Source organism: Aliarcobacter sp., assembly GCF_041672065.1.
Lineage (GTDB): Bacteria > Campylobacterota > Campylobacteria > Campylobacterales > Arcobacteraceae > Aliarcobacter > Aliarcobacter skirrowii.
Genome location: NZ_JBAZAH010000038.1, coordinates 1 through 16,870, shown reverse-complemented (window position 1 = coordinate 16,870; position 16,870 = coordinate 1). Strand labels below are relative to the sequence as shown.

The window sequence follows — 16,870 nt, the reverse complement described above, 5'->3', positions numbered from 1 at the left end:
GCACATGCTGAAATTGGAAGATTATTAGTAGAAGAGGCAACTCACTGTTGTGACTTAAGACTTCACAGATATGATTGATTTTATTAAAAAATAAACTTAAAATTTATAAAATTTAGATAAAATATTTTAATATAATCATTATTAGGGGAGTTAATGAAATTTTCAAAAATTATAATTTTGTTCTTATTGTTTTTGTCTTCTTTATTTGCAAATCAGCATAAAAGATTAGCCTACATTGTTTCAGATACAACTATTCCTTTTTGGCAAATTATGTCAAAAGGCATAAAAGAAAAATCAGTTGAATTTGGATATGAAATAGATATTTATAACTCAAATAATCTAAAGAAAAATGAACTTGAAAACATGGCTCTTGCTTTAGATAAAAAAATAGATGGTTTAATCATATCTCCAATAAACTCTTCAACTGCAGCAACTCTTTTAGAAATTGCAAAGATAAATAATATTCCAGTTGTTATTGCGGATATTGGTTCAAATAGTAAAGATTACGTATCTTTTATCTCTTCTGATAATAAAAAAGGTGCTTATGAACTTGGTAAAATATTAGCTAAACATATGAAAAATCTATCTTGGAATAAAGAAGGAACTGTAGGAATAATATCAATTCCACAAAAAAGAACAAATGGCAAAGATAGAACTCTTGGATTTATTCAAGCTTTAGATGAAGAGAGTATAAAAGTTTCTGGATTTTATCAACAAGTTGATTTTTCTTATGAAGAGACTTATAACTATTCAAAAAAATTGATAGAAGAAAATAAAAATTTACGAGCTATTTGGCTTCAAGGCTCTGATAAATACAAAGGTGCATTAGATGCAATCAAAGAAGCAAATAAACAAAAAGAGATAGCTCTTATTTGTTTTGATGCAGAACCAGAATTTTTAGAAATGATACAAAATGGAGATTTGGTTGGTTCTGCTATGCAACAACCATATATGATGGGGCAAGAAGCAGTTATATCTTTAAACAATTTTTTAAATAATAAATATGTAGAAAAAGAGCAAAAGATGGGAATTTTAGCAATTTCTAAAGATAATATTGATGATAAATTAAAGATAATAAAATTAAATGTTTTAGGAATAAAATCTGATGAAAAATAGATCTTTACTAGCATCTTTTCTTTTACCATTTTTAATTACAATAATAACAATTGTATCTTTTTATGCAGTTTATAGTTATTTTGAAACTAAACAAAGATTAGTAAATGATATTAATTTAAAATCAAACTCCATAATAATTCAACTAAGTGATGCACTTCCACATTTTATAGAATCTTATGCAATTAATGAGTATAAAAAATTAATCGAAAATGAACTTCAAGATAGTGATATTTTAGCAATAATTGTAAAAGATTATAACTATGGAAAAATATTTTCTAAAGAGTTTATTGAAAGTGGAAAAATAAGAGAAAATGATAAAATTTTAGATTTAAATAGAAATGATATTTATCAAAATAATTTATTAGATAAAAAATTCTCTTATACAAAAGTTGATTTATTAAATGAATCAGATATAAAAATCGCCACTCTTGAATTATATATTTCTGATGAAAAACTAAAAGAGAAGTTAAAAAAAATAGTTAAAACAAGTATTCTTGAAATATTTATTTTAGCTTTTTTTATTATTGTTTTAGTATTCTTAATAATAAAATCTTTAATTCTAAAACCAATTTCAAATATAGTAGATGCAATACAAAACAGTGATATTTATGGTATTCCAAAAGAAGATATTCCACAAAATAATATAGTAAAAGAGTTTAATGAATTATCTATAAAAATGAATGAAATGATTTTTACGATAAAAGATTTGCAAAAACAGATTATTAAAGAGAAAGATTTTATTTCAAATATAATTGATAACTCAAATGTAATAATTGCTGTAATAGATAGCAATGGAAATATGTTTAAAATTAATAAATTCGCACAAGAATTTATAGGTTATAAACAAGAGGATATTTCAAATAAACCATTTTTTTGGCTTAACTTTTTACATAAAGATGCAAAAGAAACAGTTGGCAATATTATAGAAAAAGCAAAAAATGGAAATATTAAGAAGTATTATAAGGCAACTTGTATCTCAAAAAATCAAGAAGAGAGAGTATTTGAGTGGTCCAATACTGTAATAAGTAAAGATGATGGTTCAATGGATTATCTTGTTTTAATAGGAATAGATGTTACACAAAAAGAACTTATTCAAAAAGAGATTTTGCAACAAAAAGAGGAGTTGGAATTAATTTTTAACTACTCAAAAGATGGAATTGCTATTTTAGATTTAAATACAAGATTTTTAAATTTTAATAATTCATTTATAGAGATGACAGGTTATACAAAAGATGAATTACTTGAAAAAACAGCTTTTGAAATGTTGGTTGATAAGGATATTGATAAAAATAAAATTATAATTAAAAAGATACTAGAAGAAGGCTTTATAACTAATCATGAAGAGACTTTTGCCTTTAAAGAGAAAAGAGTATTTACAAACTTTAGTGTCTCTTTACTTCCAAATAAAGAGACTTTACTTATGATTATAAAAGATGTTAGTTCATTGAAAGTTTTGCAAGAACAATCAAAATTAGCTTCTTTGGGTGAAATGATAGGAAATATAGCTCATCAATGGAGACAACCTTTAAGTTTAATTAGTACTGTCGCTAGTTCTTTAAGAGTAAAATCTGAATATGATATGCTTAAAAAAGAGGACATTTATGAAGCTTCAAAATCTATAGTTATGCAAACAGAATATTTATCAAATACAATAGATAACTTTAGAGATTTTATAAAAGGAGATAAACTTTATACTAATATTAGTATAAAAGATGTTTTAGAAAATAGTTTAACTCTTGTAAGTGCTTCATTGAATAATAATTTTGTTAATTTAGTCCTAGAATTAGATGATGATTTAACTATTTTTGGTAATAAAAATGAGTTAACAGAAGCATTTTTAAATATTATTTCAAATAGTAAAGATGTTTTAAAAAGTATTGAAGAAAAAGATAGATTTATATTCATAAAAACTAAAAAAATAGATGAAAATAAACTTGAATTGAAGTTTTTAGATAGTGGCGGAGGAATTGATGAATCAATTATTTCTAAAGTTTTAGAGCCATATTTTACAACAAAACACAAATCTCAAGGAACAGGTCTTGGACTTGCAATAGTTGATAAAATTGTAAGAGAAAGACATAAGGCTAGTATTGAAATTTACAATGAAGATTTTATTTATAATGAAAAAAAATATAAAGGTCTTAATTTTAAAATTATTTTTGAAAGATTAAATAATTAATTTTTTGTAAATATGCTTGTATTTTATGAAAATCAAAAAGCTCTTAAACTTTTTGATTTTTTAAAGAGTACAACTCCAATATTCTCATAATAATTGCACTAATATAAGGGATTGCTTGAATAAAAATAGTAGTTGCAAATACATAAATCTCTATTATTCCACTTTTGTTTGTGTATATTAAAGAGACAAAAGCAGTTAAAAGTAAAATTGCAAAAATCATCTCATATTTAATTGGACTTGAGCCTTTTTTGGCTTTTCCACCTTTTTGGGTTCTTTTAAAAGGAAGACCATCTTTTATGAATCCATCAAAGACAGCTTTAAATATTATTAACTGTAAACTCATAGATGCAATTGAGCTTAAAACTATCTGTTTAAAACTTGCTTTTACTTTTGATCTATAAAGAATAAAAGTATGCAAAACATTTACCAAAAATGCTGTAATAATTGGAATTGTAAGTGGAATTGTAGGAATTGTAACACCAACAAAAATAATAACTGGAACCCAAATAATATTCATAACAGCCATTACAGGACCCAATGCATCACTTAACCAAAAAAACCAACCAGTTATAAACTTATTTTTTTGATTAGGAGTTAATTTTTTAGAGCTTGGTTTAAACTCTTTGTAGTGTTTTTTAAGAATTTGAATTGCTCCATAAGCCCATCTATGCCTTTGAGTTTTAAATGCTTCAACACTATCAGGAAGCAAACCATATCCATATCTTCTATTTGTATAGTGAGCACTATACCCAGCTTCAAAAAGTCTAAGTCCTAACTCACTATCTTCAACAATAGTATCAGTTCCCCAACCACCAACTTCCATCATGGAACTAAGTCTTACCATTACCATTGTTCCGTGAACAACTATTGCATTCTCTTCATTTCTATCAACCATTCCAATATCAAAAAATCCAGCATACTCTGCATTCATAGCCTCTTTTATAATAGATTCATTACCATCTCTATGATCTTGAGGAGCTTGAACAATTGCAACTTTTGGATCATCAAAAAGTGGGATTAAATCCATAAGCCAATTTGATTTTACTTTGTAATCAGCATCAATAACAGCAACGATTTCTGCATTTTTATCTGTATATTCAAGTGCTTTATTTAATGCCCCTGCTTTAAAACCTGTACAAGTAATATCCAAATACTTAAACTTATCTCCAAGTTTCTCACAAAGCTCTTTTATTGGCTCTTTGTAATACTCTTCAGGTGTATTATTTATAATAACTAAAACCTCAAAATTTGGATAATTAAGTTTTGATAAACTCTCTAAAGTTTCAGCTAAAACATGAGGCTCCTCTTTGTATGCTGGAACATGAATTGAAACAAGTGGTATATTTTTTGATTTTAAATCAAGAGGAATAAGTCTAGTTGGAGCAACTCCAATAGAGCTTCTAAAAAGCTCATTTGCTTTTGCTAAAGTAATAATTACCAAAGGAATCATAAGTAAACTTCCCATTGCCCACATAATCCACATTCCAAAGTTCATATAGTTTAAAAGTGGATAAAAGATTGCCAAAACAATACCAAATGCCATACCAAAAGATGTTATTGTATATGCAAAAATATGACTTAAATTTCTTTTTTGATTTCTAAGTCCTAAAAAACTCAATATTATTCCTAAAAATATTGCAGTAGCTATTTGGTAATCAAAATATTTATTTGCTTCAAAATCTCCATAAAGAGTAAATTTTGCTTCTCTGTTTGTATTAAATAATCCCCAATATTGACCAACATTTCCCTCATCATAACCTTTCCAAGGTTGGTCAAATGCTTCAATTATATTATATGTGTATCCATTTTTTTTAGCTAAATTTAAAAATCCTCTAATAGCTCTTGCTTGATTTTTTACACTTGGAATTGCACTATTGTTGTTGTAACCAAGGCTTGGCCAACCAGTCTCTCCAATAGTTATTTTTTTATCTGGAAATAGTTTTTCAATTAAAGAGTATTTCTCCTCTACAAAGCTATTATATTTTTTAATTGGAATTTTTTCCCAATATGGCAAAATATGAATCATAATAAAATCAACATTTGAAGCAAGTTCAGGGTTTCTTTCCCAAATATCCCAAGTCTCTGCAATAGTAACAGGTTTTGAAGTAAGCTCTTTTATTAAATTTACATAAGTAAAAAGTTCAATAGGCTCCAACTCTTTTCTTAATAAAACCTCATTTCCAACAATAACAGACTCAATTTTATCTGAATAGTTCTCTAAAAGATTACTTGCAGTTATAATCTCTATATTATTATCCTCTTTATTCTCTCCTAACCAAAGTCCTAAATCTATCTTTAGATTAGTTCCTTCTATTGCTTCAAGAATCTTTTGTGCCTCTTTAGTTCCATAAGTTCTAATCTTATATGTGTAATTTTTTAAAATATCAATATCTCTTTTTATATCCTCATCACTAAGAAGTTCTCTATTGAAACCTTTAAAAGGGGAGTATGAAACAGATTGTATTTTGTCAAATGAGTTGTCGTTTAGTTTTATATAATTGCTACTTGTAAGCCAATAAAATAGTAAGAATAGTCCAGTTAAACTTAGTGCAAAAAAAATGTATCTCAAAAAAGCTCCTTAAAATAAAGCTCTGATTTTATCAAGAATTAGTTACAATAAATCTTAATAATTTTTTAAAGGATTAAATTTGAACTATATTTTTATCGCTTTTTTAACTTCATTGATAGCTACATTAGGAAGCTTATTTTTCTCAGAAGTTATGAATTTTGTGCCTTGTAGTTTGTGTTGGTATCAAAGAATTTTTATGTATCCACTTGTTTTTATATTTTTAGCTCATCTTTTGTATCCAGATAAGAGTGTTTTAAAATATAGCTTACCATTGGTTATTGTTGGATTAGGAATATCTATTTATCACAATTTGTTAATTTTAAAGATAATTCCAGAGACTCTATCTCCTTGTGTTCAAGGTGTTCCTTGTAGTGTTGATTATTTAAATTGGTTTGGATTTATAACAATTCCATCTCTATCTTTTATAGCTTTTTTAACAATTTTTATAGCTTTAATAGCTTATAAAAAGAGAGTTTCTTAATCGTTTGTTATCTTTTGTAAGTTAGAGTTTTAAAATTTTTTAAGAGGATAGAGATATATGCAAAACAAAAAATTGGTTTTAAGCACTTTAGTTGCTGTAATAGCTTTTTTTGTTGGTTTTTCATTTTTTTATAAAAATGATTCAAAATCTACACAAAATATTGCTGTTGAGAATATAAATGAGTTACTTGTAAGAGATTACTCTTATAAAATGGGAGACAACTCAAAAAACATAAGTGTTGTTGAGTTTTTAGATCCAGAGTGTGAATCTTGTGCTATTTATTCAACTGTGGTTAAAAGATTGTATAAAGAGTATTATGGTGATATTCAAATAGTTGTAAAATATTTAGATAATCACAAAAATTCAAAATTTACAATCCAAATACTTGAGGCTGCTAGAGTTCAAGGAAAATATGAAGAGGTTCTTGATATGATGTTTGAAAAACACTCTTTATGGGCATCTCACTATGCAAGTGTTGATAAACCTGAACTTTTATGGCAATTTTTAAAAGAGATCTCTGATCTTGATATTGAAAAATTAAAAGAGGATATGAAAAATCCTAAAATTGATGAGATAATTAAACAAGATAGAGAAGATGCAAATGCTTTAGGTGTAAGAGGAACTCCAACAATTTTTGTAAATGGAAAGCAACTTCAAGAACTATCTCAAAAAGCTCTTTTTGATTTAGTTGAAAAAGAGATATATAAATAATGGATTATTTGTTATTAACTATTTTAACTATTATTTTGATTGTACTTTTTATCTATTTTACAAATAAAAATGTGATAAAAAAGACACAAAGTAAATTAGATGTTATAAATCGATATAAAATCTCTCTTTTAAAAATTTTAGAAGAGAATAAAGATGATAAAGATTTACAAATTAGTCAAAAAATAGAGTTTTTAAAAAAGGTAAATGATGAGCTTTCAAGAAATATATTTTTTGAAAAGCATGAAATTAAAACTATATTAGAAGAGTTTTCAAAAATGGAGTATAAATGAAAAAATTATTATTTGTTATTTTAGCTGTTTTCTCACTGTTGTTTGTAGCTTGTGATAGTAGTTCATCTATTAGCTCAAATGCTGTTTCAAAAACAAAAATAAATGAAGAGGTTCCAAAATTTGAGCCAGAATCATTTACACTAATCTCAACAGATGAACAACTTATAACTTTTACAAGTACAGAAGTTGGAATTGATTTTGATCAATTTAAAGATAAAAAAGCTGTTATTATTGATATCTTTGCAACTTGGTGTCCACCTTGTATAGAGTCACTTCCAGATCTTCATGATATACAAAATAGATACAAAGATGATATGCAAATTGTATCTGTTTTGTTTCAAGATGATATATCTTCACAAAATCTAAAAGCTTTTATAAAAGAGCATGGAATTAACTATCCAATTACAGTTGAAGGTGATAATCAAAAACTTGCAGACAATTTAAATGTAAGAAGAGTTCCTGAGATGTTTTTATTCTCAAAAAGTGGTAAGTTTGTACATAAATTTGTAGGAAAAGTTAAAAAAGAAGAGCTTGAAAAATACCTAAAAATTGCTATTGAGAATTAAACTCTCAATAGCTTAAATTTTTTAATAACTTAAATTTTGAAAATTTTTATTTAAAAGTCTATAAAGCACTTAAACTTAATAAAATTTTTTTCATATTTTTTCCTTTTTTTTAAAATGAGAATTTTTTGTATAGTCTAAAAAATAGAACTATAGTTTTTATTTGAACATATATAAATGGAACCATAAGTAAATAGTAAACAACTGAATACTTTGTAATAATGTCATTGTATGTAAGACCTAAGTTTATAAAAAACATTCCAAATACAAAAAATGCAACACCTGGACAAATTAGTGCAAAAGATAGTGCAGATTTTTCATTTGATTTTATAAACTTTTCAAAATATCCAAGCTTTTTCATAATAACCAAACCTAAAATCCCAAATACTATTTGTAAAGATAGTATTGTTGAAGTTAAAACAAATAGTGATGATTTATCGCTTATTGCATTTAAATTGTGTTCAAGTCCAAAATTTAATCTTATAAATGTAATTCCAAGAAGTGTTAAGATTGGAATCATAATCCATAAAGATGGAGCTGTTTCAACTGTAACACCATGTTCAAACATATTTTTAAAACCTAAGATTATTTTTATAAATATCAACATAATTGCAAGTGAAGAGAAAAGTATTGCTCCAAATATTCCAACTGCATTTATAGCAATATTTGAACTCATAGCACCAGGTGCTGCAAATCCAACTGCTACCATTGCAAGTGCAAAAATAGATATCATTTGTGTTAGGTTGTTATTTTTTGTAAAATCAAAATCACCATTAATAATCAATCTTGAAAAATAGTCAAAAAATATTTTTAGAGCAAAATATCCATTAATAGCAAATCCAATAAGTGCAAATGGAAACAGATACTCAACAAAACTCCATAAGTTTGGCACAAAAACAGCTCCTAAAACAAAACCAACATTTATACTCATTGTATATGTTAATGGAAGTGCCATAATACTAATTTGACCATTTGATTTAATCAAAGCCTTGTAAGCATCACTTTTTTTATATAGTAGATATTGTTTTGTATTCCAATAAAGAAGTTTAAAGTGAAGAATTGCAAATGCAATTATAAATACAAGAGCAAATGAAGATATAAAGCTTATAGAATCACCTTTTTCTAAAGCTTCCATAATATATTCAAAAGTTGCCATTGGAGTTGTTGGATGTGGAACTAAAAACATTAGGTACATAAAAAATGATACACTAAGTCCTCCAGCACCCAAAGCACTCAAAAAGCAAGTAGGCGAAAATTTCTCTCTTAATGTCATATAAAAATCCTTTCATAAAAAATTTTGTAGATTGTATGCAATATTATATTAAAATCTTATGAAAGTAGTATAATTTGAAATTATAATAGTTTTAATCTATAACAGTTTTTTAAGCTCTTCAATGTTATTTATAAAATAATCAGCCTTTGAAAAATCTTGTTTTTGTGTAAACTCATTTTTTACAACAATACAATCAATATTTGCTCTTTTAGAACTCTCCAATCCTCTTTGAGAATCCTCAACAACAATAGCTTCAAAATCTTTTGAATTGAACTTCTCTAAACCTTTTAAATATGGATCTGGATGTGGTTTTGCTCTTTTATAATCCTCAACACAAAGAACAAAATCCATAAAATTTGTAATTCCACTATTTTTATGAATTAACTCAAAATCAACTCTTCTTGATGTTGTTACTATTGCCATTTTATATCTTTTTGATAACTCTTTTAAAGTATCTTTTACATTTTGTATTGATATATCTTTTGTAGTTATAAACTCTTGATAAAAGCTATCTCTTATGCTTCTATGTTTTTCAATAATATTGTGTTCAATATTATGTAAAAGTGCAAGTTCAAAAGCACTTCCACCTTTTACCATAATATTTTGATAAAATTCCATCTCTAAATTTAAACCCAAAAGCTTCAAAGCCTTCTTATTTGCTTCAAAATACCACTTTTCAGTCTCTACTAAAACACCATCATTATCAAAAAGAATATATTTTTTCATTTAAAAACCTTAAAAATTAGATAATAAAAAAGGGAAGCTTATAAAAGCTTCCCTTACATTTTTTTATAGGAGGAGAAAAAGTTAAAATTAATTAACTTACAAAAGAATTATAAAAGTATTTAATTAACCCCTTGTCAATACATAATTAATCAAGAGTAAATATGACTTTTTTATCCTAATTTTCCCATTTTGCTTTTGGAGCTTCATAATTTTTTATTTTTTCAATAATATAATCTATATCATCGCTTACAATTAACATATCTATAAATCTTCTATTCATAAATCCATTTTCTGAGCATGAGTAGAAAAACTCAATTAATTTATCATAATATCCATTTACATTTAAAAAAGCACACGGTTTTTTATGATAACCAATTTGAGCAGATGCAATTACATCAATAATCTCTTCAAATGTTCCATAACCACCTGGAAGAGCAATAAAAGCATCGCTTAACTCTTCCATTTTAGCTTTTCTCTCTTTCATACTATCTACTTTATAAATTTGAGTAATAGAAGTGTTTTCTAACTCTTTATCAACTAAATCATAAGTAATTACACCTATTACTTTGTTGTTTAATCTTAAAGACTCATTTGAGATTACTCCCATAAGCCCTTGTTTTGAACCACCATAAACAATATTTATACTCTCTTTGGCAAGTTTTTGTGCCAGTTGTATGGTTTTTTCTTCATAAATTTTGCTATTTCCAAATGCTGAACCACAATATATAGCTATATTCATATATTTTTCTCCTTTTTATACGGTTTTAATAAGATTAATAATCTTGGAAGTAAGATTAAATTTGCAGCTAAAACAGTTATCATTACAATAGCTGTTAAAATTCCAAAATATATTGTAGGAACTAAATTTGAAAGCATAAAAATTGAAAATCCAATTACAACAATAATAGTTGTGTGATACATTGGATATCCAACACTATTTAAAGATTTTTCAACTGCAAGGCTATAATCTTTATGGCTCTTTTTATACTCAAAATCAAATCTATGTATAAAATGAATAGTATCATCAACAGCAATTCCTAAAGCAATTGCTGCAATTGTAATTGTCATAATATCAAGTGGAATCTCAAGCCACCCCATAATTCCAAAAACCAAAGATATAGGAACAATATTTGTACCTAAAGCTATAACTACCATTTTAATATTTCTAAATAGAATAAAAAACATAATTGCCAAGATAAAAATAGATGTAGTAGCAGTTGCTATTTGAGATTGAAACAGAGATTGAAGCATATTATTATATAAAACCATAAGATTTGTAAGCCTAAAAGTTGTCTCTTTGTTTGTAATAATCTCTTCTAAATCACTATTTATCTTTTTAATTAGCTCATCTCTTCTTAAATTAGGATTTGAGTCAATTATTCTCATAGTAACTCTAGCTTCAGAAGCTTCAATATTTACAAATGGACTCAAAATAAGTTTTTTGTACTCATCTGGAAGTTGGTTATAGATTACAGCAAGAGTTATTCCATCTAAATCTTGATTATTATTTAAAAGTTTTCCAATTTTTAAAAGTGTTGCCAATGATTGAACTTTTCCAACTTCAGGAATTGACTCTAAATAGTCATGAACTTTTGTAATAGTTTCCATTTTTGATTGAGTAAACCAATATTGTGCATCATTTTTTGAAGATTCAAACTCTGCTTCAAAATCATCAAAACTATCTTCAACTTTAGAGTTTAAATCTTCACTTTTAAATTTAATTATCACATCAAGTGGAGTTGTACCACCAAGATTCTCATCAATTACCTTCATACCTTTATAGATTTCACTATTTTCTTTAAAGTAGTTTATAAAACTATTCTCTACAAATATTTTGCTAGAACCAATAAAAGAGAATAAAATTGTAAAAAATGCAACAAAAACTATCTTTTTACCATGATTTAAAACTATATTTGGAAGTTTTGGTATAAAAGATATTAGTTTTTTATCTTTTAAAACTTCCTCTTTTTTTCCAATAAGTAGAACAAATATTGGAAAATATATAAATGTTAAAATCAAAGATACCAAAATCCCAACACTCATCATAAGACCTAAATTTATAACTGGCTCAATATTTGATAACATCAAAGATGAAAATCCAACAACTGTTGTAATAATTGCAAAAAATGATGGGATTAGTTTTGATAAAACTGTATTTATTGTAAGTTTATATTGATTTGCATTTTTATATTTAAAGTACAACTCCTTGTATCTTTCAACTAAATGAACGACCAAAGACATTGTAATAATTAGTTGAAGTGCTACAAAGTTTGATGATATAACTGTAACTTCCCAAGAAAAAAGACCTAAAATTCCAGCTGTACTTAATATAGAGATAAAACAGATAAATAAAATTATAAAAACCCATCTAAAACTTCTAAATATGTACCATAAAACAAAAATAAAGATGATAATTAAGCTTAAACCATAGATTAGTAAATCACTTTTTATAAAGCCAATAGCATCACTTGCTATCATATTTACTCCACCTAAAAACACAGTTGCATCATTTTCATACTTCTTAAGTATTTGTCTAATCTCTTCTATATCTTCACTATTCTTATTTTTTACAAACTCTCTATAGGCTTTAAACTCTTCATTTAAAAGCTCTTCCTCTTTTAACTCAACACTATTTAAAGCTCTTGTCTCTTTTATTTTTAAAAATTGCTCTTTTTTATTTAAAAACTCTTGATATTTTTCATCATCTTTTAGATTTAAAAGTAGGGCAGTAGTTTTAAAATCAGAACTTACAAGAGCATTTTTATAAAGTTCAGAGTTCATAAACTCATCTTTTACAAGCTCTTTATCAAACTCTTTTGTACTTAAGCTATCAACTCCAGCAACTAAATCAGATATTGGACGAATTGGAGATTGTAAAAGAGGAACTGTAAGAATAGAATCAACACTTTTTATACTATCTTGTTTTTCTAAATCTTTTGATATGTTTTTTATAAGCTCTAAGGTTCTATTATCTAGTAGATTTTTTTTAGGTGCTAATGTTACTACCAAGAAGTTTGAACTACCATATTTTTTATAACTTTGTCTAAAAAATCTTAAATCTTCATCATCTTCTAAAAGCAAAGTTTCAGCACTAGCATCTATTTGAATATCTTTTGCATGATATGATAAAAACCCTACAAATAAAGATGCTAATATCAAAAAAATAGATGGATATCTAAATATTAATAAATCGTAGAGTTTTTTAAACATTTTGTCTTATTTTTGTTCTTTAAGCATTGCTAATATTTGTGGGAAATCTTTCTCTTTGAATAGTTCAGCAAACTGTTGTCTATATGTTTGAATAATACTTACTCCAACCAAATCAATATCATAAATCAACCAATCACCATTTTTTTCATAAAAATTGTAATTTATAGTGTAGTTTCCATCAGATCCTACAAGCTCAGTTTTTAATTGAAGTCTTGTTTTAAAATATGGCTCAAGAGCTATTATTTTTACTTTTTGATTTGTATAAAGTTCAAGTTTATTTGTGTAAGATCTTTTTAAAGTGTATTCAAAAGTTTTTACAAATTCAATTTGTTCTTCATTTGATAATTTATCCCAAATCTCTTTTCCTAAAGATATTCTTGCCATTAATTCAAAGTCAAAAACATTATTTACAACATTTATAATATCAACTTTTTTTTGCTCTAAGTCTATATTTGTATCTTTTAAAATAGATATTACGCTATCTATTTTTTGTGTCATAACATCTACAATCTGCTCTTTTTGTATCGCTTTTAAATTTGATACAAATAGAAACATTAATAACAAAAACTTTAAAAAGTTTGCTTTTAGTAGCATGATTACTCCTTAATCTCTTGATTTCTTTTTTGTGTATAGGCATTTTTTAAATATGGATATAAATCTATCGCATCTTTTTTTACCATGTCATAAAATTCTGGATTTTTTGAAAATCCATTTAATAGGAAAAATGAGTTTACAGCTAAATCCTCTTTCCAGTTAAACTGATCAGTAGTTTTATATGGAATAGTATTATGTGCAACTTGACTTGTAGGAGATAGTGATAAATCACCAGCTAAACCAAAAACATCTCTAAGATTTGATGGTCCCAAAAATGGCAAAACTATATGAAAACCTTCTCCAACTCCCCAGTAACCCAAAGTTTGTCCAAAATCTTCTTTGTATATTTCCATTCCTAAAGTGTGTGTTGCTTGATCCATAAAACCACCAAAGCCCCAAATAGTATTTATTAAAAATCTTCCAAGCTCTTTTCCAGCTCTTTCAAATTTTAGTTGAAACAAATTATTTACAAATCTCACAGGAAACAGAAGATTTGTAAAAAAGTTACTAATTCCAGTTCTTGCAACCTCTGGAACAACATATTTATAACCCTTTGCTGTTGGTTTTACTACATAGGTAAAAAAACCATCATTAAAGTGTGTCATAGCTCTGTTGTATCCACTTAAAGGATCAAAATCCTCTTTTGGTTTTTTAAATTCAGCTTCAAACTCATCATGAAAAGATGGCTCAGAAGCAAAGCTAAAAACTGATATTAGTATCAAAATGATAATTTTTTTCAAATATAAACCTTTTTTAAATAAAGCTAAATTGTATCTAAAATAGATATCAATAAACTTTAACTAATTTTTTAAACTATTTAAAATATCAATTGCTTGTAGAGGATTTACAATCACATCATCTATTTTAAACATAAAGTGTAAATGTGGTCCAGTAGAACGCCCCGTATTTCCACTAAGAGCTATAATATCACCTCTTTTTACAAAATCTCCAAGCTTTACTTTAAACTCATCTAAATGAAAATATCCACTAAAAATTCCATGACCGTGATCTATTACAACACTTTTTCCACCATAGAATCTATCTTTTGCAACTCTTACAATTCCACTATTAGATGCTTTTATAGGAGTTCCTATAGGTGCTCTAAAATCTGTTCCTGTGTGATAAGAGCGTAAAGTGTTGTTAAACAATCTTGCATTTCCAAAATCGCTTGTGATTTTTGAATCAAGAGGATAAATAAAATCATCTTTCCATAAAATATTTGGATGTTTTTTTGTGTAAATCTCTTTTGCCTCTTCAAACTCTTTTTTAACTCTTTGTTTATCTTCTTGCGATAACTCAACTTTACTAGAGCTAACACTTAGGGTTTCAGTTTTGTAATCACCTTTGTTTATATATAGATTTTTACCTTTAAATACTTTTTTTCCATTTTCAAAGTATGAGACAATAATTGGCTCTTTTTTTGGTTTTTCATAATAAGAGATTGGAAGTAAAATATAGTAGCTATCTTTTTTGAAAGGGTTTTCAAAAAAATCGTAGTTTTTATTTAGAAAAGTAAGCTTTGGATTTTCTATATTGTTCTTCTCTAGACTCACCAAAATTGTATTTGCGTTTATAGTTTTGTTTGTATTTAGTTCAAGTGCAAATAAACTTGAAACAAATAAAAATAAAATGATAACTTTTTTCATGGCAAAATCTTAGCAAAACTAATATTAAAACCATTTTTTATAGTTTTAGTGCAAACCTGATATAATGTCGCCCAAAAATAAATTTTTATGGAGTTATCTATGGGTAGAGCCTTTGAATATAGAAAAGCAGCAAAGATGAAAAGATGGGGAAATATGAGTAGAGTATTTCCAAAACTAGCACGTGCAATTGAAGTTGCAGCAAAAAGTGGAGTTCCAGACCCTGAAATGAACTCAGCTTTAAGAACTGCTATTTTAAATGCAAAAGCTGAAAATATGCCAAAAGCAAATATTGATGCAGCTATTAAAAGAGCAACAGGAAAAGATTCAGCAAACTTCTCTGAAGTAAATTTTGAAGGAAAAGGTCCTCACGGAGTTTTGGTTTTTGTTGAAACTGCAACAGACAACAACACAAGAACAGTAGCAAATATTAAAATGCACTTTAATAAAACGGGTGGACAAGTTGTTCCAACTGGTTCTTTAGAGTTTTTCTTTGATAGAAAGGCTATTTTTGAGTTTACAAAACCAACGAACTGGGAACTTGAAGAGTTGGAGTTAGAGCTTATTGATGCAGGTCTTGAAGAGCTTGAAGAGGAAGATGGATTGTGTCTTGCTTATGCAAACTATACAGACTTTGGAAATATGAACAATAAATTTGAAGAGCTAAAAATCCCTCTTATAAAAGCAGAGCTAAAAAGAATTCCAAACAATCCTCAAGAGTTTAGCGAAGAGCAACAAGAAGATATAGGTAAACTTATAGAAAAACTTGAAGATGATGACGATGTACAGGCTGTTTATACAAATATAGCTTAAAAAATTCAAACTAGGGGAGAGATTTTGTCTATATTTCAAAATAGTGTTTTAAAAACTTTTAAACAAGATGAAAAGCTGGTAGCTGCTAGATGGGCAGCTTTTCAAAACTACAAATCAAAAGTAGAGGCTATAAAAGATTTCAAAGAGGAAGAGTATCAAGATGGATTTTTAAAAGATATTTTTGAATCTTGTCTTGGATACACTCTAAAAACTACAAATCCAAGCTCTTTTAATCTTGAGCGAGAAAAGAAAAACGAAACAGATAGCAAAAAAGCAGATGGAGTTATCTATTTAAATAGTGAAATAATTGCCGTAATTGAGCTAAAAGATACAAAAACAAAAAATCTTGACCGTGTACAACAACAAGCTTTTTGGTATCTAACACAACACACAAAAGCCAAATATGTGATTATTTCAAACTTTGATGAGCTTAGATTTTATTTTGATAAAAGTACAGCTTATGAGAGTTTTTCTCTGTTTAATCTATCTTATGATGAGTTTTGTAAGCTTCATTGCTTTTGTCTTTTGAAAATATCAAAGATGAAACAGCTTTAAAAATAAAAGAGAAATCAAACAGCTTTGAGCAAGATATTTCTAAAAAACTATATAAAGATTTCTCCAACTTTAGAACACTTCTTTTTGAAAATATTGTAAAAAATAATTATGATGAATCTAAAACTTTAATTGTACAAAAATTTGATA

At 26.7% G+C, this 16,870-nt stretch carries 17 protein-coding genes; 9 read left to right on the top strand and 8 right to left on the bottom strand.

Going from position 1 to position 16,870, the window contains the following annotated elements; all coding sequences use genetic code 11:
* Window positions 1-153: 153 nt before the first annotated feature.
* Both WC168_RS06815 and WC168_RS06810 read left to right on the top strand, forming a co-directional pair.
* Window positions 154-1,116 (top strand): substrate-binding domain-containing protein, encoded by a 963-nt coding sequence (locus tag WC168_RS06815; RefSeq protein ID WP_105915212.1) that lies wholly within the window; start codon window positions 154-156, stop codon window positions 1,114-1,116.
* Entirely contained in the window at window positions 1,106-3,295 is a 2,190-nt protein-coding gene (locus tag WC168_RS06810; RefSeq protein WP_372618288.1) for a PAS domain S-box protein, read from the top strand. The genes WC168_RS06815 and WC168_RS06810 overlap by 11 nt, the downstream gene beginning before the upstream one ends.
* A 43-nt stretch (window positions 3,296-3,338) precedes the next feature.
* Here WC168_RS06810 and WC168_RS06805 read toward each other — a convergent pair whose 3' ends face one another.
* Window positions 3,339-5,864: a glycosyltransferase family 2 protein gene (locus tag WC168_RS06805; protein ID WP_372618286.1), complete on the bottom strand. Its 2,526-nt coding sequence runs from the start codon at window positions 5,862-5,864 to the stop codon at window positions 3,339-3,341.
* Between the two features lie 79 nt (window positions 5,865-5,943).
* Here WC168_RS06805 and WC168_RS06800 point away from each other — a divergent pair, with 79 nt between their 5' ends.
* Genes WC168_RS06800 through WC168_RS06785 form a run of 4 tightly spaced genes read left to right on the top strand, consistent with a single transcriptional unit; the run spans window position 5,944 to window position 7,912 of the window.
* Entirely contained in the window at window positions 5,944-6,345 is a 402-nt protein-coding gene (locus WC168_RS06800; protein WP_066161093.1) for a disulfide oxidoreductase, read from the top strand.
* Window positions 6,346-6,402: 57 nt separating this feature from the next.
* A complete protein-coding gene (locus tag WC168_RS06795) occupies window positions 6,403-7,056 on the top strand; it encodes a DsbA family protein (RefSeq protein WP_372618283.1) in 654 nt (217 codons plus the stop codon).
* On the top strand, window positions 7,056-7,346 hold the full coding sequence (locus tag WC168_RS06790; RefSeq protein WP_066161084.1) for a hypothetical protein: 291 nt from the start codon (window positions 7,056-7,058) through the stop codon (window positions 7,344-7,346). Before WC168_RS06795 ends, WC168_RS06790 begins: the two co-directional genes overlap by 1 nt.
* Window positions 7,343-7,912, top strand: a complete 570-nt coding sequence (locus tag WC168_RS06785; RefSeq protein ID WP_066161081.1) for a TlpA disulfide reductase family protein — start codon at window positions 7,343-7,345, stop codon at window positions 7,910-7,912. The genes WC168_RS06790 and WC168_RS06785 overlap by 4 nt, the downstream gene beginning before the upstream one ends.
* Window positions 7,913-8,021: 109 nt before the next feature.
* Here WC168_RS06785 and WC168_RS06780 read toward each other — a convergent pair whose 3' ends face one another.
* From WC168_RS06780 to WC168_RS06750, 7 genes are all read right to left on the bottom strand, one after another.
* Window positions 8,022-9,182, bottom strand: coding sequence for a hypothetical protein (locus tag WC168_RS06780; protein WP_372618281.1), 1,161 nt, complete (start codon window positions 9,180-9,182; stop codon window positions 8,022-8,024).
* 96 nt (window positions 9,183-9,278) lie between these two features.
* The gene (locus WC168_RS06775; RefSeq protein WP_066161075.1) at window positions 9,279-9,908 is read right to left on the bottom strand and encodes an HAD family phosphatase; all 630 of its coding nucleotides are present in this window, start codon (window positions 9,906-9,908) and stop codon (window positions 9,279-9,281) included.
* 175 nt (window positions 9,909-10,083) lie between these two features.
* Window positions 10,084-10,647: a TIGR00730 family Rossman fold protein gene (locus WC168_RS06770; protein WP_109158561.1), complete on the bottom strand. Its 564-nt coding sequence runs from the start codon at window positions 10,645-10,647 to the stop codon at window positions 10,084-10,086.
* On the bottom strand, window positions 10,644-13,118 hold the full coding sequence (locus WC168_RS06765; protein ID WP_372618279.1) for an RND family transporter: 2,475 nt from the start codon (window positions 13,116-13,118) through the stop codon (window positions 10,644-10,646). The genes WC168_RS06770 and WC168_RS06765 overlap by 4 nt, the downstream gene beginning before the upstream one ends.
* Window positions 13,119-13,124: 6 nt before the next feature.
* Window positions 13,125-13,712: an ABC transporter substrate-binding protein gene (locus WC168_RS06760; protein ID WP_125296538.1), complete on the bottom strand. Its 588-nt coding sequence runs from the start codon at window positions 13,710-13,712 to the stop codon at window positions 13,125-13,127.
* Window positions 13,713-13,714: 2 nt separating this feature from the next.
* On the bottom strand, window positions 13,715-14,452 hold the full coding sequence (locus tag WC168_RS06755; RefSeq protein ID WP_066350722.1) for a VacJ family lipoprotein: 738 nt from the start codon (window positions 14,450-14,452) through the stop codon (window positions 13,715-13,717).
* 60 nt (window positions 14,453-14,512) lie between these two features.
* Window positions 14,513-15,358, bottom strand: a complete 846-nt coding sequence (locus WC168_RS06750; protein WP_372618276.1) for a M23 family metallopeptidase — start codon at window positions 15,356-15,358, stop codon at window positions 14,513-14,515.
* A gap of 99 nt (window positions 15,359-15,457) precedes the next feature.
* Here WC168_RS06750 and WC168_RS06745 point away from each other — a divergent pair, with 99 nt between their 5' ends.
* The 3 genes from WC168_RS06745 to WC168_RS06735 form a co-directional block, all read left to right on the top strand.
* A complete protein-coding gene (locus tag WC168_RS06745) occupies window positions 15,458-16,168 on the top strand; it encodes a YebC/PmpR family DNA-binding transcriptional regulator (RefSeq protein ID WP_066350726.1) in 711 nt (236 codons plus the stop codon).
* A gap of 24 nt (window positions 16,169-16,192) precedes the next feature.
* The gene (locus WC168_RS06740; protein WP_372618274.1) at window positions 16,193-16,723 is read left to right on the top strand and encodes a type I restriction enzyme HsdR N-terminal domain-containing protein; all 531 of its coding nucleotides are present in this window, start codon (window positions 16,193-16,195) and stop codon (window positions 16,721-16,723) included.
* The coding region (locus WC168_RS06735) for a hypothetical protein (protein ID WP_372618272.1) at window positions 16,687-16,870 on the top strand (184 nt) is incomplete at its 3' end. The genes WC168_RS06740 and WC168_RS06735, both read left to right, overlap by 37 nt.

What these genes read in the sequence shown, in the direction of transcription:
- WC168_RS06780 (WP_372618281.1), bottom strand. Translation starts at nt 9,182, where the DNA reads ATGACATTAAGAGAGAAATTTTCGCCTACTTGCTTTTTGAGTGCTTTG.
- WC168_RS06745 (WP_066350726.1), top strand. Translation starts at nt 15,458, where the DNA reads ATGGGTAGAGCCTTTGAATATAGAAAAGCAGCAAAGATGAAAAGATGG.
- WC168_RS06790 (WP_066161084.1), top strand. Translation starts at nt 7,056, where the DNA reads ATGGATTATTTGTTATTAACTATTTTAACTATTATTTTGATTGTACTT.
- WC168_RS06810 (WP_372618288.1), top strand. Translation starts at nt 1,106, where the DNA reads ATGAAAAATAGATCTTTACTAGCATCTTTTCTTTTACCATTTTTAATT.
- WC168_RS06815 (WP_105915212.1), top strand. Translation starts at nt 154, where the DNA reads ATGAAATTTTCAAAAATTATAATTTTGTTCTTATTGTTTTTGTCTTCT.
- WC168_RS06770 (WP_109158561.1), bottom strand. Translation starts at nt 10,647, where the DNA reads ATGAATATAGCTATATATTGTGGTTCAGCATTTGGAAATAGCAAAATT.
- WC168_RS06750 (WP_372618276.1), bottom strand. Translation starts at nt 15,358, where the DNA reads ATGAAAAAAGTTATCATTTTATTTTTATTTGTTTCAAGTTTATTTGCA.
- WC168_RS06785 (WP_066161081.1), top strand. Translation starts at nt 7,343, where the DNA reads ATGAAAAAATTATTATTTGTTATTTTAGCTGTTTTCTCACTGTTGTTT.
- WC168_RS06775 (WP_066161075.1), bottom strand. Translation starts at nt 9,908, where the DNA reads ATGAAAAAATATATTCTTTTTGATAATGATGGTGTTTTAGTAGAGACT.
- WC168_RS06765 (WP_372618279.1), bottom strand. Translation starts at nt 13,118, where the DNA reads ATGTTTAAAAAACTCTACGATTTATTAATATTTAGATATCCATCTATT.
- WC168_RS06760 (WP_125296538.1), bottom strand. Translation starts at nt 13,712, where the DNA reads ATGCTACTAAAAGCAAACTTTTTAAAGTTTTTGTTATTAATGTTTCTA.
- WC168_RS06795 (WP_372618283.1), top strand. Translation starts at nt 6,403, where the DNA reads ATGCAAAACAAAAAATTGGTTTTAAGCACTTTAGTTGCTGTAATAGCT.